The sequence below is a fragment of the Oceanobacillus senegalensis genome, assembly GCF_900176885.1.
Lineage (GTDB): Bacteria > Bacillota > Bacilli > Bacillales > Amphibacillaceae > Oceanobacillus > Oceanobacillus senegalensis.
This window is the reverse complement of record NZ_LT839648.1, coordinates 1,492,511-1,513,566: the sequence shown is the minus strand read 5'-3', so window position 1 is coordinate 1,513,566 and position 21,056 is coordinate 1,492,511. Positions and strand designations below refer to the sequence as shown.

20 protein-coding genes are annotated in these 21,056 nt (G+C 34.0%); 14 read left to right on the top strand and 6 right to left on the bottom strand.

What is annotated here, in order from left to right; all coding sequences use genetic code 11:
* Positions 1-5 precede the first annotated feature (5 nt).
* The 5 genes from dptF to CAO17_RS07250 form a co-directional block, all read right to left on the bottom strand.
* Complete coding sequence (gene dptF, locus CAO17_RS07265; RefSeq protein WP_085992176.1) at positions 6-2,285, bottom strand: DNA phosphorothioation-dependent restriction protein DptF; 2,280 nt, start codon at positions 2,283-2,285, stop codon at positions 6-8.
* Positions 2,286-2,627: 342 nt separating this feature from the next.
* Entirely contained in the window at positions 2,628-4,337 is a 1,710-nt protein-coding gene (locus CAO17_RS07260) for a recombinase family protein (protein ID WP_085992175.1), read from the bottom strand.
* 68 nt (positions 4,338-4,405) lie between these two features.
* A complete protein-coding gene (locus tag CAO17_RS07255; RefSeq protein ID WP_085992174.1) occupies positions 4,406-5,878 on the bottom strand; it encodes a recombinase family protein in 1,473 nt (490 codons plus the stop codon).
* 1 nt (position 5,879) lies between these two features.
* A complete protein-coding gene (locus tag CAO17_RS21000; protein WP_179151907.1) occupies positions 5,880-6,053 on the bottom strand; it encodes a hypothetical protein in 174 nt (57 codons plus the stop codon).
* Positions 6,054-6,278: 225 nt separating this feature from the next.
* Positions 6,279-6,599, bottom strand: coding sequence for a recombinase family protein (locus CAO17_RS07250; protein ID WP_179151906.1), 321 nt, complete (start codon positions 6,597-6,599; stop codon positions 6,279-6,281).
* 145 nt (positions 6,600-6,744) lie between these two features.
* On the opposite strand from CAO17_RS07250, the gene CAO17_RS07245 reads away from it, so the two are divergent.
* The 12 genes from CAO17_RS07245 to CAO17_RS07195 all read left to right on the top strand — a co-directional run bounded on the left by CAO17_RS07245 (position 6,745) and on the right by CAO17_RS07195 (position 18,973).
* Positions 6,745-7,344, top strand: coding sequence for a helix-turn-helix domain-containing protein (locus CAO17_RS07245; RefSeq protein WP_085992172.1), 600 nt, complete (start codon positions 6,745-6,747; stop codon positions 7,342-7,344).
* A 229-nt stretch (positions 7,345-7,573) separates the two neighbouring features.
* A complete protein-coding gene (locus CAO17_RS07240; RefSeq protein WP_218775539.1) occupies positions 7,574-7,969 on the top strand; it encodes a hypothetical protein in 396 nt (131 codons plus the stop codon).
* Positions 7,970-7,993: 24 nt separating this feature from the next.
* Positions 7,994-8,215 carry a hypothetical protein gene (locus CAO17_RS07235; protein WP_085992170.1) on the top strand — a complete coding sequence of 74 codons (222 nt, stop codon included), beginning with the start codon at positions 7,994-7,996 and terminating at the stop codon, positions 8,213-8,215.
* Positions 8,216-8,513: 298 nt separating this feature from the next.
* Entirely contained in the window at positions 8,514-8,642 is a 129-nt protein-coding gene (locus tag CAO17_RS21865; protein WP_281252926.1) for a hypothetical protein, read from the top strand.
* A 149-nt stretch (positions 8,643-8,791) separates the two neighbouring features.
* On the top strand, positions 8,792-9,772 hold the full coding sequence (locus tag CAO17_RS07230; protein ID WP_085992169.1) for a hypothetical protein: 981 nt from the start codon (positions 8,792-8,794) through the stop codon (positions 9,770-9,772).
* Between the two features lie 305 nt (positions 9,773-10,077).
* On the top strand, positions 10,078-10,566 hold the full coding sequence (locus CAO17_RS07225; protein WP_179151905.1) for a helix-turn-helix domain-containing protein: 489 nt from the start codon (positions 10,078-10,080) through the stop codon (positions 10,564-10,566).
* A gap of 34 nt (positions 10,567-10,600) precedes the next feature.
* Positions 10,601-11,566, top strand: a complete 966-nt coding sequence (locus CAO17_RS07220) for a hypothetical protein (RefSeq protein ID WP_085992167.1) — start codon at positions 10,601-10,603, stop codon at positions 11,564-11,566.
* A gap of 135 nt (positions 11,567-11,701) precedes the next feature.
* Positions 11,702-12,283: a restriction endonuclease subunit S gene (locus CAO17_RS07215; RefSeq protein ID WP_085992166.1), complete on the top strand. Its 582-nt coding sequence runs from the start codon at positions 11,702-11,704 to the stop codon at positions 12,281-12,283.
* A gap of 11 nt (positions 12,284-12,294) precedes the next feature.
* Positions 12,295-13,824: a type I restriction-modification system subunit M gene (locus CAO17_RS07210; RefSeq protein WP_085992165.1), complete on the top strand. Its 1,530-nt coding sequence runs from the start codon at positions 12,295-12,297 to the stop codon at positions 13,822-13,824.
* An 8-nt stretch (positions 13,825-13,832) separates the two neighbouring features.
* On the top strand, positions 13,833-15,101 hold the full coding sequence (locus CAO17_RS07205) for a restriction endonuclease subunit S (protein ID WP_085992164.1): 1,269 nt from the start codon (positions 13,833-13,835) through the stop codon (positions 15,099-15,101).
* A 36-nt stretch (positions 15,102-15,137) separates the two neighbouring features.
* Complete coding sequence (locus CAO17_RS07200) at positions 15,138-18,236, top strand: type I restriction endonuclease subunit R (RefSeq protein WP_085992163.1); 3,099 nt, start codon at positions 15,138-15,140, stop codon at positions 18,234-18,236.
* Between the two features lie 11 nt (positions 18,237-18,247).
* Complete coding sequence (locus tag CAO17_RS07195; RefSeq protein WP_085992162.1) at positions 18,248-18,973, top strand: M48 family metallopeptidase; 726 nt, start codon at positions 18,248-18,250, stop codon at positions 18,971-18,973.
* An 83-nt stretch (positions 18,974-19,056) separates the two neighbouring features.
* Here CAO17_RS07195 and CAO17_RS07190 read toward each other — a convergent pair whose 3' ends face one another.
* Positions 19,057-19,560 carry a hypothetical protein gene (locus CAO17_RS07190; RefSeq protein ID WP_085992161.1) on the bottom strand — a complete coding sequence of 168 codons (504 nt, stop codon included), beginning with the start codon at positions 19,558-19,560 and terminating at the stop codon, positions 19,057-19,059.
* Positions 19,561-19,638: 78 nt separating this feature from the next.
* Between CAO17_RS07190 and CAO17_RS07185 the strand changes: the two genes are divergently transcribed.
* A complete protein-coding gene (locus CAO17_RS07185; protein WP_085992160.1) occupies positions 19,639-20,286 on the top strand; it encodes a DarT ssDNA thymidine ADP-ribosyltransferase family protein in 648 nt (215 codons plus the stop codon).
* A 9-nt stretch (positions 20,287-20,295) separates the two neighbouring features.
* Entirely contained in the window at positions 20,296-21,021 is a 726-nt protein-coding gene (locus CAO17_RS07180) for a DarT1-associated NADAR antitoxin family protein (RefSeq protein WP_085992159.1), read from the top strand.
* Positions 21,022-21,056: the final 35 nt, after the last annotated feature.

The window sequence follows — 21,056 nt, the reverse complement described above, 5'->3', positions numbered from 1 at the left end:
AATCATCACTGCTCCTTGCTAAATGAATAGGACTCAAAATCAGAATCAAATTGTAATCGGAACGACAAATGATGTTCATTATCTATAATCAGGATTTCTTCCTGCTGCTTGCCATAAGGAAGGAGCTTATCAATGAAATCGATGAATTGAATCGAATCCTCACGATCTTTCTTGTTTAAACGATAACCATTTATTACGCGGATGACCATTTCATATAAGGGCAGGTCAATCTCCACTTTTTGAACGTCTGGGTATGGTTCACACCGGAAACCAAGAAATAGAGTAGGGGTGAACCGTTCTACCACTTCCACCTTTTCATTCTTAATCGTAATGGGTGACTTTCTAAGCTGTAAGGGCTCCGCAATTCGAATCCGATTGCTTTCATCATCAATGAAGAGATGATTGCTTTTTGGACTACCTTTCCACAGGTAAATAGCTTTTTCAATTTCATAATAAAGATGTTGAAGCATTGGCTTTCGGTCTGTATTGTATGCATATAAATACTTCATATAGTTGGCATAAACAGGGTCCCGAAAAGCTTTTTGTAGATGTGATTCGTATAAGAATGTCGAACGAATAAACAGCTCACTCAATTCCCTTTTTGTATCTTTATCAAGTAAAGCTACTTCCTCAAGAGGCTCCAGTAAAGTAATCCAATCTTGAGCAGCAGGGTCGTAAATAACATCTCTAAAATATTGATAATAGCTTCCTGCATTATTCAAGCTAATAAGTTTCTCATCTATCTCCTTCTCTCGCCGATGAATCAAATCATGCGTAGCAATCATTCTTAGGAAGTGTGATTTTTCTCCCCCTTCGAATAATAGGTTAGGCAATAGACTTGGTAGCATATCAATAAAGTCGGATGTCCGTATCTCATCAACAGATGGAGGGACAAGAATATCGTAAATAAAGTTTAATAGAGCCCTGGAAGAAACAATCACCTTATCCTTTATAATGGTTTTGATAATCAATTGAATGATCTGTTTTTGAACCGATTCAGATGAAAACATTTCATAATTAATGAGGATTGGGTTCACATTTAATGCTTCCTGGTCCTGTAGATAAGCCTGGTAAAAGGGATTATCCTCCGTTTTTTGGGTGATTCGCTGAAATAGCTCAGATAAGTAGGAGGACTTAGGACCATCGACAGTCAATTCAAATGTCTTATAATCCGCAAAGTTAACGAGAATAAAATGCTCATTTTCCTGTGGCGTTGTAATGGTATTGGATTCAAACACATTTGCGCTTACAATATACTCCTTTAATTTTTGGTACTTTTCATCCGCATAAGGCGATTCAATAAAATTATTAAGTACACCTAAATTGATAGCTAGAATCCGCTTTTCATTACTGGATTCAATCTTTTCATCAGAAAAGGCATCTAAAACCTGTGCTAGGGTATCTAGTGAGTTTTTCTTCGGATCAAAACTTTCTGTTGCATCATTATGTATCTCGAATTGATTCATAACGTCGCCCATGGTAGTCGATAACTGGGCAAGAAGATGTGACTTTCCATCCCCGACACTTCCGCATAGAAAAATAAGCTTGCTGCCAGAGGCGGTGGCACATTCACGTACATGAGCTTCCAGCTTTTCTTCAATCGGGCGCTTGACATGTAAATATTGTTTAAATTCACTAAGGCCCTTAAAGCCCTCTACAGCCCCTCTGGATGATTCCCTTAGTTTATTTAGTTGATAAAGCAGCTTGGAACCATGAAGGGAAGGCATATCCTCTTCTTGATCTGTATCCTCTTCTTCATTGGGCGCATCCCCGACAGAGTTTCCTAATTCCTTTAGATAATTCGGCAGGTATTCCTGCAAAAGCTGTTTAAACTTATCATCCATCTTTTCATCCAAATTCTCAGGCTTTGGATCCTGATACTCGGGTACTTTGATTTCAAAACTTAAATAGGCTTCTGTATACCATTTGAGTATCGTATATAAATTGAAATGAACCTTTAATCCATCCGAGAAGGGAAGAGCCTTTTTATCATGGACTGCAACATTACCCATGCGACGAATACGATCAAACGCTTTAAATAGCTCTTCATCCATAACTCCAGAGTTCTTTAAAATCATAACCCTTTCCGCATGTCGTGCAAATTCCGGATAATCGATGTCTTCTTTGTGATAGACATCCTCGATCAAATGCTCCGTTAGCTTTCTTGCTTTCATTAAAGCAGCTTCCATATCTGAAAAGAGCATTTTCTCAAAGTCCTTCGCAAGCTGTGCCCATTCCGGCAATTCCTCCTGTAAAAAAGCAAAAGCATAGTCCTGCTTTCCCATTTTTTCACCCCCGTGTTATTGAAAAATAAATGTTCTAGAATTAGGTATTTATGGGTTATTGTGTCCATAGTAGGTAAATTAATTGATATTGGTATAGTAACTGGTTTTAATTTTTTGTTACAATTTATACCTTTTTGTCATTATTATATAAGAAGAGTGGGGAAAATATAAAGGAATTGCTTTTAGGGGGGAGAATTATTAAGTTTGTGGGGTGGGGGAAGGAACGGTTGTATTAATAGAAATAAAATGGCGAATATATAACTTGATGGGACGATACACTAATTTTTTTTACAACTTTAACACCTGTACGAAATGAGAAGAAAGCTATTGATTATCATTTTATTAGAAGCTAGATTGATATTTAGTATTAATTGCGGTGAACCGTACCATAAATAGAGGCAAAAAAAGTTGTAAATAAGGTGGGATTTTGTTGTCAGAAACGGGTAACGGCTGTGAAAAACCATCTTCTTTATCCGTTTCTCGATACAGCTTGTGTATAAGTGTAAAGGTCTTGGATATGTTGACCTCTGTAAAGTCAAAGTCGAGTTCAATCTTATTAAGCGTTCGTGACCGTTCCTTTAATTGTATAATCGTGATTTTGTTAATTAGAAGTTGAAGCAAATGTTTTTTATTGTCTCTTGATGTTTCCTTATATATTAAGAGGAATCGCTCCAATAGTTTTTCGATTATTTCTGGCTGTATAATTTTCGTTTCAGTAGAACCTAATTGTATGGTTATCTCGTTTTTCCTTTGCTCTAACTCTCCTTTTTCATTAGCAACCTTCTGTAACCTTTCCTGTAGAATTGCTGTAGGAAGAGTATTCTTTTCGAATGCTTCCAAATATCGGTTCTGCAATAACGCTATCTCAGGCAGTTGATCTTCAATCTGTTCTAACTCTTTATTGAGCTGACTAATAGAATCAACCGAATTCGAGTTTATATCTTGTAGCGTTTTTTTTAGCCTTTTCTTATTGGAAAGGAAATTATCAATTTTGTTGATAACTGCATCTTCCGATTCATACGCTTTTATTGAGTTTGCTTTACAAGCAGAAGATCCTTTATTGTGGAAGTCACCACAAACATAATAACGGTGTTTTCGTTTTGTCCCATCTTTTCGTGTATATGTAGTAATAGAGGGAACCATCCCTTGGCCGCAATCAGGACAACGTAATAGGCTACTGAGTAAAAACGGTTCATGTGATTGACGCTGTTTAAATGATTTACTTTTCCTCCTTGCTTGCACAACACTCCACAATTCATCTGAAACTATAGCTTTGTGCTGACCTTCAACAAGTATAGGATTGGGGTTTTTACCTCTTCTTCGCTTAGTATCCCAATTCTCTACCTTTAACCAACTAATTTTTCCGTTGTAGATCACATTATCTAAGATGGTTGCTACCCCATTAATGTAAAAGTGACGGTTACGTTTTGTTCTATATCCTGCTTTATTTAAGTGATTAGCAATTGCTTTTAGACCTTTACCATTGGCATACAATTGATAGATAAGTTGTACTACCTTAGCTTCATCTTGATTAATTACAAGTTCCTTTTCGATAGTGTCATAACCAAAGACAACACCGCCGTTCCATGAGCCTTCTAAAGCCCTTTGTTTCATTCCGAGCTTAACGTTTTCAGATAGCGTATTACGCTCCATCTCGGCAATGGAAGCCATTAATTGTACCACCAATCGGCCAATTGGTGAGCCTGTATCGAAGTTCTCAGAATATGATATGAACTTAACCCCATAGTCCTCAAATTTATCTAAAAGGGTGAGGGTGTCTAACATATTTCGTGAAAGACGTGAGATTTTCCATACAAGAACCGCCTGGAATTTATCCTTTTCCACATCTGCTACAAGTCTTGTCATAGCAGGGCGACCTTTAATATTTTTTCCAGATATCCCTTCATCAACATATTCTTCGGCTATTTGCCAACCATACAATTGTGTGTACTGGCGTAAGGTTTGTAATTGGGCAGAGATACTGTAACCTTCACTTGCTTGCTCTTCTGTACTAACTCTACAATAAATTGCGACACGTTTTATCTCACTCATATATCTTCTCCTTTCATATGTAGTTTAATATGAAAATAAAAAAAGAGAAAGGATGTTCTCCTTTCTCTTTAGGCTATATTTGAAATGTTATTTAGGCTAAAGTCGTAAATGATCTTCTTAATCGTACGATCCTTTGTTCTCTTACCTTGGTTTATCTGAATGTCTTTAAGAAATGAATGAAGAACCGTTTTCTTGTCTTCATCTGACATCATATGAAAGAATAGCTCAAACTTTTCAAAGGTTATTAGAATCGACTCGTTTAAATTGGGCTTTTTCCGTTGTTCTATTTGTCTTTCTAAAACCTTAACAAATTGCATCAATTGTTCTTCTTCCTTTTGAGTATCAGCCATTTCTTGCTCAAATGTTAAAGGATTAATTGTACCTTTGCGTTTCATTTTAATAAGGTCTTTCTTTTCTAAAGTGATATCTTTAAGTTCCTTTTTCATGGATTTTAGTTTCTCGTCGAGAGGCTCAACTTCACTTTTTAGAGAGGAATTGGTTGTTGAAAAAACAGGAGTCGCAATATCGAGGTTTTTTATTGTGGCAAAAAGATGGGTGTATACAAATTCTTCTGCATATTCTTTTTTGACAAGATTTGAGGAACAGACGCTTTTACCTCCACTTTTATTTTTACTACACTGATAATATTTGTATTTAGGACTACTATTTCCTTGTACCATCGGAGAACCACATTGAGGGCATTTCATCAGTCCAGAAAGTGGATAGTTACCAGGGTGAACTTTTATTGGCTCACTACTTCGAAGTTTAAGCATTTTTTGTGTTTGATGCCAAAGTTCATCATCTATAATCTTCACATGTTTCCCCTTTTTGTATTGACCTTTCCACTTGGTCATTCCATTGTATATGCGATTATTCAATATGGTCTTTATCGCAGTAATAGTCCAATGTTTATCATTCTTTGTTTTGATACCTTGGTCGTTAAGGTTAGAGGCAATTTTACGATAACCCCATTGATCATAAGTGTATTTCTCAAAAATATATTGTACAACCTTAGCTTCTTCATGGACTAATTTCAGTTCCTTGTTTTCTGAGTGGTATCCATAGATTTTCCCTCCATTGAATTTACCATCTTCCGCATTTTTTTCCATACCTGTTGTAGTACGGAAACTGATCAAATCTTTTTCGAGTTCAGCTACTAAAGCCATAATATGATACAGTAATTTTGCTTGTGGATCTCTTGTATTAACGTTATCCGCAATACTAATAAGGTGCTTATCTGCCTGAGTCATTTTTTTGAAAATATAAAGAGCATCTAAGTTATCTCTGGAAATACGATCTGCTTTAAAGACCACAACGTAGTCAATCTTTTCCGTATTATCAAACGCATGGTGATACATTTCCTTGAATACAGGTCTGTCCTTCATATTTTCTCCTGATCTTGCCCCCTCATCATATATTTTGACAAGAGTAAGATTGTTTTGCACACAGTATCTTTTTATTTCTGCCTTTTGTTTTTCAATAGACGTGTTGTCTAACTGTTTATTTGTGCTTACACGTACGTATCCAATTGCTCTTGGCATGTTAATTTCCTCCTTGATTATTGATTAATTGTTTTTCTATTTCAGATTCATACTTTAAGAACATTTCAGATAGCAAGTTTATGAATTTCTTCGCTCTTACTTTATCCTTTTCTTCTTCCGTCATTAGTTGTTCTTCAAATTCTTCATTGTAATCAATGTTTAGGGATTTTTTCACATGAGGGCTTCCTTTCTTGTTGTGAGGTTTGTGTTTTGAGGAAGAGCAACTTGCTCTTATATTTTGTAGTATAAAAGATTTGGAATATATGTCCATAGGTTAGTTGTTGTATAGAAACATATATTCCTTTATGGTGACAAATATTGTTGTTTGTTAATGGGAATGTTGTAACTGATTTGAGCGTGAATTGGTAGAAGTTGATTAAATGGTGATAAAAATGGGGAATTAGTCTAAAGAAGTGATTCTTATATTGTTATCTTCCAGAAAGCTATGAATAAGCGTTAGTAAACCACGATTTCTAACAAATCTCGTTGTATCGGTCATTACAATAGTATTGATTTTTCCATCCGACACATCGTTGAGTAACTCCTGTAGAGCTGAACGGTTGAGTTTTAAGCCTCCTACGATATCTTGATAAATATTGTATAATTCATAACCATTGTCTCTTACGAATCTTTTGCACAGCTCCAATTGCCTTCCATGTTGTAGCAGACCTTCATTATTTATAGTTGCGGTGCGTACATAAATTGCACATTTGTAATCCATTGTCATTCTCCTTTTTGTCCTTTTTGTTTTCTGTAACCAAGTATGATTTAGAGGTATGCAGTCATTTTCTATTGGCTACGATGTAAGTATAACAAGATGAATAATTACTTAGTTGACATTTTGTCAAGAATTTGAGGGATACAGAATGAGCAATGAGTTACAAAAACTCTATCTTAATGTTAAATTGCTTCTTGAAAACGGGAAGTTAGTAAATGAGCTAAGGAAAATAAGAGATGCGTATGAAATATTGGTAGAACCAGAAATAGACTTTACGTTTGATCATACTTTTTCCAGAGATAGTTTCATGAAGTTTGAAAAGGCGGTAAGAAGTAGTACGGAAGATAAAAGGGAGGGCTTTCAGCAATACCTAAACAAATTAATTGGGGAGAAAGATTTGAGCCAAACAATAATATCAAGGCGAAGTGGTATAAAGGAGTCTACACTTAGTAGGTTTGTTAGTGGTAGTAGAACTCCATCAGTAGATATGGTATTTCGTATTGCTTTAGCGTTAAGGCTGAATTTGGTAGAGACCGAGACATTACTTAGAAAGTTAAATAAAGGGTTCAGTAATACCCCAAAAGATGGAGTAATGATTGAGGCACTAAAACAAAAAATATATGACTATTTAAAAGTCGAAGCGGTACTAAGAAAATTAACGAATGCTGAGGAATCATTGCTTTCTAAAAAAGAGATAGAGGAAATTGGTTTTGCGGAAGAAGATTGGGAAATTGAGATAAGTGATTAGGGATACAAAAACATGTTCCCTTTACCCAAAATTACTATTAATCTTTATGTAGATGGGTTAAAATTACATTAACAATATTACACTTAGAAATGAAATAAAGGGTGCATGAATGATGTTGAGGTTCAATCCAATGCAACTGTTTATATTGAGAAGCATTTATCCTGACTATAAGGATAGGTGCTTCTTTTTTTATTTATGGTAAATTATTTTTTACTAAATTCATTGGCAAGTGTATGCCAAAACACATCTAAGAGTATTGAATTGGGGAAGAAGTCAGCAATTAGAAGAAGGGATGGGGAAAATGAGTAGTAAAAGTAACAATGAAAATATCATTGAAGAGGCAAGGCAAGAAGTTAAGAATATTATGATACGGTTAATTGAAAACAATGTTGACATAAGTACCATACTGCATGTCCTATCTATCGATAGGTTGGAATTAGTAGAGCTAAAAGGTGTACAGGATGAAGAAGTAAGGGAATCAAAAGTAAGGCAGTCTAACGCTGTAACTAATACTAATAGGAAAAGAATAAAAGCGAGAAAAATTACTAAATTTCCATCTAATTATAAATCAGAACTGTCAAAGGAAAATGAACGAGTTATTAAATTGATAAGGAGTCTACTTTAATATCCTGTAAGGAGGTGATGATCTATGTACCACTTGGAACCTATGAAGAATGGAAGTTTACTAACAGTGAAAGATTGGGAGAAAGTAACTCCATATGATAATAAATTTGAATTGTGGGATGGGATTGCATTTGATCCAGAAAGCAAACAGAGAGACACACTCTGCCTTGCGTTAGTCTACAATATGGGTTTACAGCACCTTATTGACATACTTCCTTATAGTTCAAAACAAACACTCAGAGAATAACTTGAATCAAATAAGAACTAAGATGTAGTTGCCTGAACAACCCTATTAGAAAAAAATAGGAGGGATTAACATGGAGCTACTTATAGTTGCTGTAATATCTGTTGTGATCATTACTGTCATTGGATTTTTAACAGCAAAGATAATAGTAAAAAAACGAAGTAGAATGTGATTACCTATATTTTTGATAACTATTAGATATAAGGTAGATAAAGGCTCGCTGACTGATTATCGAATGATTATCTATAAAGATGATAGAAATAAGGAAGTAAATAGGGGTAAATAGACTATCTATCAATAATTGAAAAAATTGAATGATAATGGAAACGAGATAACAGTTATAGTTATCTCGTTTTTTTATGAAAAATTTTATGGTTGGTTCTTTATTGAATATAACAATAAAGACTCGAACGTTATTAGACATTTATAGGGTTTTAACAAGTGAATTATCTCTTTATATTAAAGTAAAGGGAAAATAAATATAGTCGGGTTGGGAGAAAAAAGGAGTCGCTAATCCCTTACTGGTACTGGATTAAATGTCTCCCAAGTCAGCTATCAAAATAACAAGGAGGAATAAAAATGATTCACACATTGAAGATGTATCTGCCAATTCCATATCAAGATGTACAGGAATTGAATAAGCGGTTTAATATCAAATCCTTTGAGGTGAATAAATTCATTGAAGGTAGATTTCCAGGAGTAACTATGAGCTTATCTGCAATGGGAAAAGGTCAGTGGAAGCTATCCATGTTTATTGATGCAATTGAGCTGTTGAACAAGCCGAATATTGCAGAAGGAGATTACCCTAAAATGGAAGAGGAAATTAGAAAAATTCTTTTGTATCTGTTTTTACATTCATCAGCTTATGATGATCATGTATTGCAACGAATTGATTATAGATATGATGTATTTGTCGATAATCAAATAATAAGACAATTATTACTGGATATATACAAGAAAACTACAAGGATCTATAAACGCCAAAATAAGATTCTCGGTTATATAGATAAAGAGACTAAGAAGTATAAACCCTATAAAACTACTGTAGATCATACGTCTGGATCAATTAAATCTACCGTTTATTTGAAAAATGAAGAGAGAATTGCAAAAGGAGAGGTTCCTAAGTATTATGAAAAGGATATTTTACGGTTCGAAGTACAGCTATGGGAAGACCACATGTATTACCAAGAAAGGATTGGTCAGCGTTCTCGGAAGTTGCGGGAGTATATGAAAGATGACATGTATAAGGAATATTTTAATGAACGCATATTCTCCATCTTCTTCAAAGGTGATTTTCATAAAATTGATCAGGCTCGAAATATTATCTATGATTCCTCGCTATCAGCCTCATATAAAAGAAAACTTGTTGATTTCCTCAAAAAAGTAAGTTCCTATGACGTTTCAACTCCATTAAAGAATATGTCTAAAAAGACATTGAATAGTCGCTTGGAAATGCTACAAGACCTTGGCATTAACCCCATTCTTATCCCAAAAAACTATACTAATGCCCCTTCTACAATTATAAATCCACTAAAAGATTTCCAAGATAATACTAAATAGAACTGATAGAAAATGCGGCCCACCAATTAGAACAATTTCTTTATGGTGGGTTTTTGTTGCCTAAAAAGAATAAAAAGAATTCTTACACTATATGGAATTTCAAACAGTGTCGAACAAACATTTGGTAGTATAAAGGCAAATCTTATCATGTATTTGTCTTTGGGGAAAATAGCTATGTTTCTTTATAACGAGTGGGGATAAACCTAACAATGGCGGTTATTGAACTCGATGTAAAAGAATACAATACAGTAGTCAATAAAAAACAGGTATCGTAATTGCGATAGATAACAAGGGAGTTGAACGTATTGAATAATAAAGGACTACCAGTAGATAAGAAAGAGAGGGCAATCTCGTCTAAATTTGCAGTTAAGATTAAACAAGCAAGGGAAAAGAAGGGCTATTCTTTGAAAGAATTGGCTGAAAAAATCGATTCAAGTGCCAGTTACATTAACCGCTTAGAAAGATATGAGAGAAAAAATCCTACATTCAGTTTGTTTATTCTTTTGTCGGAGGCGTTAGAGATTGACTTGTGGGAATTACTACACATTGCGGTTGAAGAAAAAGAAGCGGAAACTAAATCGGTTGATGCAATACTTCTACAAAACAATTTCTCAATAAGGGGTATCAATAATGTATCCATTGATGCCAAAACATGTTTTGTTGACATTATTGACATGATTGCAAATAAGTTGGACAAGCGGTGTGATTTTAAAGAATTTTTCCAGTTAGGGGAGATGATACGTAGACTACATGAAATATTGGATAATGATGAAGAGGTAAGGAAAGGGGCTTAAATAGCTTCTTTCTTTATATTTTGGGAGGAATGACATGAGTATTAAAGGATCAAGGAAGGAGTTCATCTTAAATATAATTCTAAAGCAGAATCCATCCTTAATTTCACAATTTTTAGGTGGCGATTATAGACATGTTGAATTAGAACGGTATGAAAATACAAATGAAAACAAAATGTATATTGATATGTATGGATATCATTGTGTGAATAACCTTCCTGTTTATATTGAAACACAGTTATCCAAAGCAGACAAAAGGCATTATGAAAAGGTGAAAAATATTATTGAAGCAATAGATGAAGGAATAATATTATGGATTGCTACAGATTTTGAGGAAGAATGCATGCATAAATTATACAAATTGCTACATTTTAGTGTAGCTAAACCTATCAATCTTTATATGGTATTGCTTTCAAACAGTTGTCTCTTTCAATTGGATGTTCTTAACAAGCAAGGTCAGGTTGAAGTATGGAACAATATAAAAAATCAAAAGGTTGGTCTACCGATTTTGACTTTATTTAAAGCTATTGAGATTATTCCGTCTGATTTTCAAAGCAAATTGAAGGATGACATATTTGAACCTCTAACAACAATCAAAGGAGTAAATAAATATTTTATTAGATGTCTAAAAGAAAGAGTTCCTTATTTCTTGAATGCACATCGATCAAAAGCAAACCTTAACAAACGCCAAATAGTCTTTGGAGCGGGGGTTGGAGGATTAGACTATGTTGTTTGTCTGAAAGATATAAACGAAAGGTGCTACTTTAAACTAAGGTTATCCTATGAACGTCATCAAGAAATATACAATAAAATACTACAGGTCATAAAGAAAGAAGTCAGGTATAATCTGCTTGCTATGGAACAAAATGAAATAATCTTTTCGTATCCTGAAAACTTCGATATGCTTAAACGTATAACAAGTATTATTGATCATTTTGAACGATTAATCTTGCTCGTTGATCCGATTGTAGATGAACAGAATGGTATTAATATTGTTAGTTAGCTCTCGGTACAGGGGGCTTTTTTTATTTTTGGAAAAAATAACAAGAGATTGGTTGACTTCCATATTAAAAAAGTCATATACTGTATTTAACAAATGTTATATACCCTATTTGACATTTTATGTGGGAGGTGTGATATGGAGCTTGGAGATATAGCAAGGATAAAAACAGGTCTTGTGTTAAGTAGGAAGAAGGCCAAGGATGAATATGATATTAAGGCTAAGTATAGGCTCCTTTCCCTGAAAAACGTTACAGATGAAGGTATCATCAATACTGATTCTTTTGAGGAATTTAATAGTAATGATGAATTAGATGATCATTACTTTACAAAAGAAGGGGATGTATTGATGCGTCTAAGTCATCCAAATACTTCTGTGTATATTGGGAAAGAACATAATGGGTTGTTAATACCATCATACTTTGCCATTATTAAAGTAGATATAAATAAATATCTACCAGAATATATTGCATGGTATTTAAACACATTTGAAGTAAAAAAAGAATTGGAACGGTCACAATCTGGTAGTCGCATTCCGAGTACAAACAAAAATGTATTAAAGGCATTACCAGTTGTCAAGACAACGATATCAAAACAAAAAGCATTCATAGAGCTACTTAGGCTACATCAGCAAGAAAAGTTACTGTATAAGAGACTTTTAGAGGAAAAAGAAGTGTGGTTTAAAGGAATTTCCAGACAAATATTAAAGGATACGAATTAGGAGGAAAGTAAATGGAAGAGAAAATAACTCAACAGCAGATCAATAATGTATTATGGCAAGCGGCCGATACATTTAGAGGGAAAATTGATTCAAGTACATATAAGGATTACATTCTTACAATGTTATTTATCAAGTATCTAAGTGATACTTATAAAGCGCATTTAGAAGAATATACAAAACGTTATGATGGTGATGAACGCCGTATTGAACGTGCGTTATCAAGAGAAAGATTTGTATTAGATGAACAGTCAACATTTGACTATCTTTATAGCAAACGAAATGACTCGGAAATAGGAGAAATTATAAATAAAGCATTGGAAAGAATCGAAAATGAAAATACAGGGAAACTTCGAGGCGTATTTCGTAATATTGACTTTAACAGTGAATCCATTCTTGGTAAGGCAAAAGAACGAAATGCAATATTGCGTTCTCTATTAGATGATTTTAATAATCTATCTCTAAGGCCATCGCAAATAGGAAATGAGGATGTAGTAGGTAACGCATATCAATATATGATTGGACAATTTGCATCAGATGCAGGAAAGAAAGGTGGGGAGTTCTACACTCCTGCTGAGGTATCAGAACTATTAGCCCGATTAGTAAGGCCGCAAGAAAACGATCGAATCTATGATCCAACATGTGGTTCAGGTTCTTTGTTAATTAAGGTTGCAAAACAGGTTCCAAGTAGAAAAGTAGCAATATATGGTCAGGAACGTAACGGAGCAACACATTCTTTGGCGTTGATGAACATGTACCTCCACGGAATAGATGATGCAAAGATAGAGTGGGGGGATACTTTAGCAAATCCATTACATTTAGAAGATGAAAAGCTAATGAAATTCCAGGCGATTGTGGCAAATCCCCCATTTTCATTGGACAAATGGGCTATGGGTTTTGCAGGAGAAGGAACTAATGATAAAAAATTTAAAATGGAAGCAAGCCTTGACCCTTTTCAAAGATTTGATTGGGGAGTACCACCGTCATCTAAAGGAGATTATGCTTTTGTTCAACACATGCTTTACTCACTTTCAGAAGACGGTAGAATGGCTACGATTGTCCCACATGGAGTTCTTTATCGAGGATCAAGTGAGGGCAAAATTCGACAACAGATAATAGAAATGAATCTACTTGATGCTATTATAGGCTTACCTGAGGGGTTATTTTTTGGAACTGGAATACCTGCATGTATTATGGTTTTAAAAAAAGACCGAAAATCGAAGGATGTTTTATTTATTGATGCATCGAGTGAAGGTAATTATGAAAGAGGTAAAAATCAAAATAAATTAAGAGAGCAAGATATTAAGAAGATTGTTGATACCTATGAGGATAAAAGAAGTGAAGAAAAATATTCTTATGTAGCAACATTAGAGGAAATAAAGGATAATGACTTTAACTTAAACATCCCTCGTTATGTAGATACTTATGAAGAAGAAGAACCTGTAGATATGGATAGTGTAAAAGAAAACATAACAAGTATAAAACAAGAAATAGAAGAAATTGAAATACAGATGGACAAGTATTTAAGAGATCTTGGATTGTAGGTGGTAATATGACTTCAAACGAAGAACAAGGAGCTTATTTGAATAATTTGCCCTATGGATACAAGTTAAATGAACAAAAGAAAATTCCTTCTAATTGGAGTGTGAAAAAATTAGAAGATGTATCTTCATTTAAACAAGGTTACCAAATTCCCCATAGTCAGCAAATATCTAAAGAAAAAAGGGGTTACATTCGATATTTATATATTAGTGACTTTTTTTCGGATAACAAAAGGTTATTTGTAAAAGATAGCGATAAGTATTATAAGGTATATTCGGAAGATATATGTGTTGCTAATACTGGAAATACAGGAGGTAAAGCATTTAGAGGTGCAGAGGGTGTTCTAAGCAATAATATGTTTAAAATATCAGTTGAACAATCACAAATTGAAAATAATTTCTATTGGTATTTTTTGAATAGTAATTATTATTGGCATCAATTACAGAGAATGTTTAATTCTGGTGGACAGCCACATGTTGGTCATAAAAATATGAGTAATATAAAAATTTTACTACCTCCACTTAAAGAACAACAAAAAATTGCTTCCATTCTATCTACATGGGATGAAGCAATTAGTATGAAAGAATCTCTAATAGAAAAAAAGAAAGAACAAAAGCAAGGCTTAATGCAAAAATTGCTAAAAGGGCATGTAAGGATACCAGACTTTAAAAATGAATGGAAAGAATTTAGTTTAGGTTTTTTAGGGAAAACTTATAATGGATTGTCAGGTAAAAATGCAAGTGACTTTGGTGAAGGGAAACCATATATCCCATATAAGACGATATTTGATGATTCAAAGATAAATATAGACAAAGTAGATTATGTTTTAATCGGAAATGATGAAAAACAAAATGTTGCAAAAAGAGGAGATATATTTTTCACAACATCTTCCGAAACGCCAGATGAAGTGGGAATGAGTTCTGTACTATTAGATGATGTAGATGAAATTTATCTAAATAGTTTTTGTTTTGGTTACAGGTTAAATAACTTTGATATATTAATCCCAGAATTTGCACGATATTTATTTAGAGGTAATGATTTCAGAAGAAAGACATACAGCCTTGCACAAGGCTCTACCCGTTTCAATATATCAAAAAATGAAGTAATGAAAATAAAAGTCTTATTACCTTCTATAGATGAACAAAAATCGATTGCAAAAGTCTTGTCTGATTCAGACATAGAGATAAAACTAATTGAAGAACAAGTGAAGTATCTAAAAGAACAGAAAAAAGGTCTTATGCAATTGCTATTATCGGGGAAGGTTCGTGTAAAGGTGTGATAATCTTATTACTTTTAACAGAGTGGAGGTGCAAAAGTGAGAAGAATAAATAGTTTTGATGAACGTTATATCAGTCAAAATCCTGCAATTGAATTATTAACGAATTTAGAATATCAATATCTATCGCAAGAAAGGTCAGAACAAATGCGTGGTAGCTTATATAATGTCCTTCTTATTGATATTTTGAAAGAAAAACTCCAATCATTTAATGATTATGAGTATAAAGGTGAATTGTATAAGTTTAGTGACTCTAACATTAAACAGTCTATTCGTGACTTAGACGAACCACTGACTAATGGTCTAATCAAAACAAATGAAAAAATATTTGAAACGCTAATGTTAGGTCGATCATATACAGAATTCCTCCCAGACGGTTCTAAAAAGTCTTTTACCATTCAGTACATTGATTGGGAAAACTTTGAGAATAATGAGTTTCACGTTGTTGAGGAGTTTTCAGTTGAACGTATGGATGGCCGAGGAACTGTCCGTCCCGACATAGTTTTGTTTGTAAATGGGATTCCATTTGTAGTAATTGAATGTAAGAAGGCTTCAATATCAATGGAACAAGGAATAAGTCAAATGGTTCGTAATCAAGGGAAAGATTATGCTCCTCAGTTATTCAAGTTCGTCCAAATTGTAATGTCAACTAATAAAAATGAAACAAAGTATGCTACTACAAACACACCAAAAAAGTTTTGGTCAGTGTGGAAAGAAGAAAAAGAAGATTGGTTACAATCTTGGTTAGATAAGACGGTCATTGATCGTTTACCAACAACACAAGATAAAAATATTATCTCTTTATTCTACCCAGAGCGTCTATTAGAACTAACTCGTTTCTTTACTCTTTTCGACAAGGATCAAAAGAAGGTCACACGTTATCAGCAATATTTTGCTATTAAGGAGATTCTAAAAACCATTGAAGAACGTGATGAAAATGGTAATCGACAAAGTGGTGTAATCTGGCACACGCAAGGATCTGGAAAAAGTTTAACAATGGTTATGTTAGCTAAATATATAATGTCCGAGTTAGCAAATTATAACCCAAAGGTAGTAGTAGTAACAGACAGAGTAGAGTTAGATAAACAGATTCATAAGACATTTAATCATACAAGGTTAAAAGCGAGCAGGGCAACAACGGGTAGTCATTTGGTTGATTTAATAAATGATAATAATGCTGATATCGTAACGACCTTGGTGCATAAGTTTGACACAGCATCTACCAAACAAAAACCAGTAGATTCAAGAGACATCTTTGTACTGGTAGATGAAAGCCATAGGACGCAGTATGGGGAACTCCACATCAAAATGAAAAAAGTTTTCCCGAATGCGTGTTATCTTGGTTTTACAGGCACGCCTTTAATGAAAAAAGAAAAAAGCACCATGATTAAGTTTGGTAAACTAATTCATACTTATACCATTGCTGATGGCGTTAGAGATAAAGCGATTGTACCTTTGTTATATGAAGGGAAAATGGTTGATCAATCAGTAAATCAGCGTGCAATTGACAACCGCCTTGAAATGATTACTCGAAATTTGAATGACGAGCAAAAAGATGATGTTATGAAAAAGTGGAGCTTGTTTGAGAGAATAGCATCATCTAATCAACGCATAAGTATGATTGCTTTTGATATTAACCAACATTTTTTGGATAACTACAAGACACAAGGTAGTCAATTCAAAGCGATGCTTGCAACCAATAGCAAGATTGAAGCAATCCGTTACTTAGAATCCTTTGAAGAACTTGGAGACATAAACTGTGCAGTTGTTGTCTCTCCTCCTGATCAAAGAGAGGGACACGAAGCAGTAGATGAAGAGTCAAAGGACAAAGTACAGCGTTTTTGGAAGAGAATGATGGATCGATATGGTACGCCAGAAGCCTATGAAGATGCTATAAAAGAGGAATTCATTCATGGGGATGAAATTGATTTATTGATTGTTGTTGATAAACTCTTAACTGGTTTTGATGCCCCAAGAGCCACAGTTCTTTATGTAGATAAACCTATGAAGGAGCATACGCTTTTACAAGCAATTGCAAGGGTTAATCGTCTTTATGAAGGTAAAGACTATGGTTTTATAGTAGATTACCGAGGCTTATTAGAAAAATTGGATGAAGCAATGCAAATGTATTCAGGGGCAGGATTAGAGAACTTTGATCCTAAAGATATTGAAGGTGCTATACATGATGTAATTAGTGTGATTGGTCAATTGCGTCAAAACCATTCAGATCTATTACAGATCTTTGCTCCTATCAAAAACAAGCGGGACACCGAAGAATATGAAGTTTGGCTTGAAGATGAAGAAAGGCGAAATGACTTTTATGATACATTAAGTAAGTTCGGCCGCAACCTTGGCATTGCATTAGAATCAGAGAAGATTTATAACGCCTTGTCACAAGAAGAGTTGCAAAAATACAAGAAAGACCTAAAGTTTTATCAAGAGCTTCGCAAAAGTGTTAAATTACGATATTCAGACACCATAGACCATAAAGAATACGAAGCTAAGATGCAGAAGTTAATGGATAACTACATTTCTGCAGAAGAAGTTATCCGTATTACAAACCCTGTTGATATATTGAACGAAAAAGCGTTTGAAGAAGAATTAGAGAGATTAGATTCTAAGCGGGCAAAAGCAGATGCGATTCGTACACGCTTATCTAAAAGTGTAAGTGCCAAATGGGATGAAAACCCCGCTTACTATAAAAAGTTCTCTGAAAGAATACAGGAAGCTATACAAGAATATAAAGATAAACGCATATCAGAAGCAGAATATTTGAACCGAATGAAGGATATCATGAAGGATTACCGTAAAGGTGAAACTGATGATGATTACCCTGACGTAATCAAAGAGAATAGGAATGCACAGGCATTCTATGGCGTAACAAAAGACATTATGAGTGAAGTGAAAGAGGAAACAGCAGAATACAACCTTGGTGGTTTGGCTTTAAAGATGGATAATATAATTAAAGAACACCAAAAAGTAGACTGGCATGATAACATTGAAATCCATAATCGTATTGCACAAGAGTTAGATGATCTATTATTCGATTTCTCTAAAGAGCAAAACGTGGACTTGGATTTTGATACAATCGATAAAATCATTGAGCAGATAAAAACAGTTGCTCTTAGAAGATATTAAGGGTGAACAGCATGGAGCTACATCAAGTTCAATATGGAAACAAAACAATTTATTTTATAGTGGAAAGAAAAAAGGTTAAGAACGTAAATCTAAATATAAAACCCGATATGACAGTAGAAGTCTCGGCCGCAGAAGATGTTCCGCTAAGTTTTATTTATGAGTTTGTAAAGAAAAAGAGTGCTTGGATTAGTAAACACGTAAAAAGTTTTGAATGTGTGCTACCAGAGAAACAAAGTGAACGTGAGTATGTCAGCGGAGAATCGTATAAATACTTAGGTAAACAATATCGGTTGCGTGTACAAAAATCTAAGGATGAAGAAGTAGTAAAATATTTTAGAGGTTTTATCTATGTTTTTGTAAATGATACAGACAATGTTAAGAAAAAGGCTAAGTTATTAGATGAATGGTATAGAGAAAAGGCTCGGAAAACATTTCAGGAGTCGTTAAACAAGCTGTTTCCTTTAGTCGAAAAGTATGGGGTAGAAAAACCCTCCGTTGATATGAAGGTGATGAAAGCACGTTGGGGTTCAGCTTTATTGGATACAAACACTATCCTTCTCAACTTAAATCTAATAAAAGCACCTAAACACTGTATTGATTACGTTATTTTACATGAGTTAATCCATTTTAAGTATAATGATCATAGTGATAAATTTTACAACATGCTCTATTCTCTTATGCCAGATTGGGAAAAGAGAAAGGCAATTTTAGATGAAGAGATAGTGAAAGAACTATAGCGAACTTCTCGGCATTACAACATAGAAATAACAACAGAAGGCAGTTCCTAACAGATTAATGTAAAGGAACTGCCTTTTTCTATTTAGATATTGTTTTGGTTGGCGTATTGATCAGTAAAGGTGAGGAGTAGTTGGGCGATAATGTCCTGTAGTTTAAGGTGAGGAAATTGTTCATCGCAGGTTTTAGCAAATAGTTTATAGATATCATCAGATATGCGGAAGTTCTTGGTTACTGTCTTAGAAGAGGAATGGTAGATTCGCTTGTCCAATATGAAGTCATAGTTGCCCTTTCTACTTTCAATAAGTGATTGCAAAATAGCAAAGTTTTCTTTGATGAAGGCTACTTCATCACTATCTGATGTAGGATCATCAACTATTAAACTTTCATCTTGAACGAATTTACAATACATTCCTAATCTCTTAATATACACGTAATCATCTTCCTGCATAAGTTTTGTAAACGTGCTGTATTTGATTTTGAGGATATCTGCAACCTTTCGCAAATCATTTCCTTCCTTTTGGAGAAGGTCGTTCACAACTTTTACACGTTGTTTGCTGTTCATTGTAGTGAAGTTGTCTTTATTCATGGGTACACCTCCTATCTTTTTGTTTTTTAATTATAGATTGATAGAGAGAAAATATTCATAATTAGGGGGATTTATTTAATGAAAAATGTGGTTCAGGAAAGAGCAATTGAGAGCTTTGTTAAAGACAGAGACATAACAACTTTAGTTCATTTTACTCGCATTGAAAATTTAAGTAGTATATTTAGTAATGGATTATTACCCATTGATTCTTTATCTCAAAGAAGATTGAATTACATAAACAACGATGAATACAGATTAGATAACTGTTTAGATGCTAATTGTGTATCGATACAATTTCCAAATTACCAGATGTTTTATAAGTATAGAGACAAAAATCAAGATATTGATTGGGTTGTTTTAGGGATAAAAAAGAAGATTTTATGGGAGAAGGACTGTGCATTTTGTGTTGAAAATGCGGCCAGTGGGAAAGTAGTTTCGATGCCGTTAGATCAAAGAAAAGGTGTTGACGCTTTAAAACGTCTTTATTATGAATATCCTGGAAAACCAACAAGAAATGAATTGAACTTGAAAAGTAGTATTCCTACTCATCCACAAGCCGAGGTGTTGGTTTTTGATAAGATAGAACCAGAATTAATATGGGGAGTTGCATTTGTGAGTGAAGAAAAACTAAACCAGTATAGTTACTTAGTTCCTTCAACTGTAAGACCAAGTGTGGAACCATGGCTTTATAGTTATAGGCACGATTTCGAGCATTGGAGGTTATAAGGAGAATATATGGCTAAAAGACCTGTATTTATTGCAAAAAAGTATAAAGAAAGTTTTGTTAAGGAGAAAGAGATTCAGTTCGATTGGTTTCCAGGTTTTTCTATTACACAGAAACAAAAATCAATAGATTCATTGCATCGTAATACAAAGGAGTATGATGAATCACTAAAGTTATTAGAGATTTCGAGCAAGTCACAAGATGAATTGGGTGTAGCGTTAAGTGCATTTAACTTAATAATAACGGCAAAAAGCGGTAGGAGATTTAGTGTTGAAACTGCCTTTCAAGCAAGCAAAGTATTTCAAAAAGGTGGCCCTTTTTTAGATCTCTATGAAAAAACATCAAAAGAGGCAAAAAAAGATCCACGAATTAAAAATAGTGGGGATTTGTTATACTTTCAATATTTTAATAGAAAGTGGAATCTTGAACCTAAAACATTGTTTTATGATTGGTTGTATATAAATGCTTTAGCTTTAAATAAGGAATTGGCAGATAAGGTAATTGAGTATAACGCATTTACAGATATAGAGTTTAACCCACAGAAATCTATTAATTGCCAGGCAAAATCTGTTGCACTTTATGTATCGTTGTATAAAGAAAACCTATTAGAAGATGCATTAGAATCTGTTGATAGTTATAAGCGAATAATTATTGGTACACATAGTAATGAACATGACGAGAATGAGAAAATTGGAGAAAGCACCGAGCAATTAAGTATTTTTGATGATATTGATTGATAGATTTTTGCTAAGAAGGGAAAGGAGTGTTTTAA

Excerpts from the sequence above, each read along its gene's own strand:
- CAO17_RS07260 (WP_085992175.1), bottom strand. The coding sequence starts at position 4,337 with ATGAGTGAGATAAAACGTGTCGCAATTTATTGTAGAGTTAGTACAGAA.
- CAO17_RS07210 (WP_085992165.1), top strand. The coding sequence starts at position 12,295 with ATGGAAGAGAAAATAACTCAACAGCAGATCAATAATGTATTATGGCAA.
- CAO17_RS07185 (WP_085992160.1), top strand. The coding sequence starts at position 19,639 with ATGAAAAATGTGGTTCAGGAAAGAGCAATTGAGAGCTTTGTTAAAGAC.
- CAO17_RS07235 (WP_085992170.1), top strand. The coding sequence starts at position 7,994 with ATGTACCACTTGGAACCTATGAAGAATGGAAGTTTACTAACAGTGAAA.
- CAO17_RS07205 (WP_085992164.1), top strand. The coding sequence starts at position 13,833 with ATGACTTCAAACGAAGAACAAGGAGCTTATTTGAATAATTTGCCCTAT.
- CAO17_RS07195 (WP_085992162.1), top strand. The coding sequence starts at position 18,248 with ATGGAGCTACATCAAGTTCAATATGGAAACAAAACAATTTATTTTATA.
- CAO17_RS07220 (WP_085992167.1), top strand. The coding sequence starts at position 10,601 with ATGAGTATTAAAGGATCAAGGAAGGAGTTCATCTTAAATATAATTCTA.
- CAO17_RS07215 (WP_085992166.1), top strand. The coding sequence starts at position 11,702 with ATGGAGCTTGGAGATATAGCAAGGATAAAAACAGGTCTTGTGTTAAGT.
- CAO17_RS07250 (WP_179151906.1), bottom strand. The coding sequence starts at position 6,599 with ATGGATTACAAATGTGCAATTTATGTACGCACCGCAACTATAAATAAT.
- CAO17_RS07230 (WP_085992169.1), top strand. The coding sequence starts at position 8,792 with ATGATTCACACATTGAAGATGTATCTGCCAATTCCATATCAAGATGTA.
- CAO17_RS07245 (WP_085992172.1), top strand. The coding sequence starts at position 6,745 with ATGAGCAATGAGTTACAAAAACTCTATCTTAATGTTAAATTGCTTCTT.
- dptF (WP_085992176.1), bottom strand. The coding sequence starts at position 2,285 with ATGGGAAAGCAGGACTATGCTTTTGCTTTTTTACAGGAGGAATTGCCG.
- CAO17_RS07180 (WP_085992159.1), top strand. The coding sequence starts at position 20,296 with ATGGCTAAAAGACCTGTATTTATTGCAAAAAAGTATAAAGAAAGTTTT.
- CAO17_RS07255 (WP_085992174.1), bottom strand. The coding sequence starts at position 5,878 with ATGCCAAGAGCAATTGGATACGTACGTGTAAGCACAAATAAACAGTTA.
- CAO17_RS07190 (WP_085992161.1), bottom strand. The coding sequence starts at position 19,560 with ATGAATAAAGACAACTTCACTACAATGAACAGCAAACAACGTGTAAAA.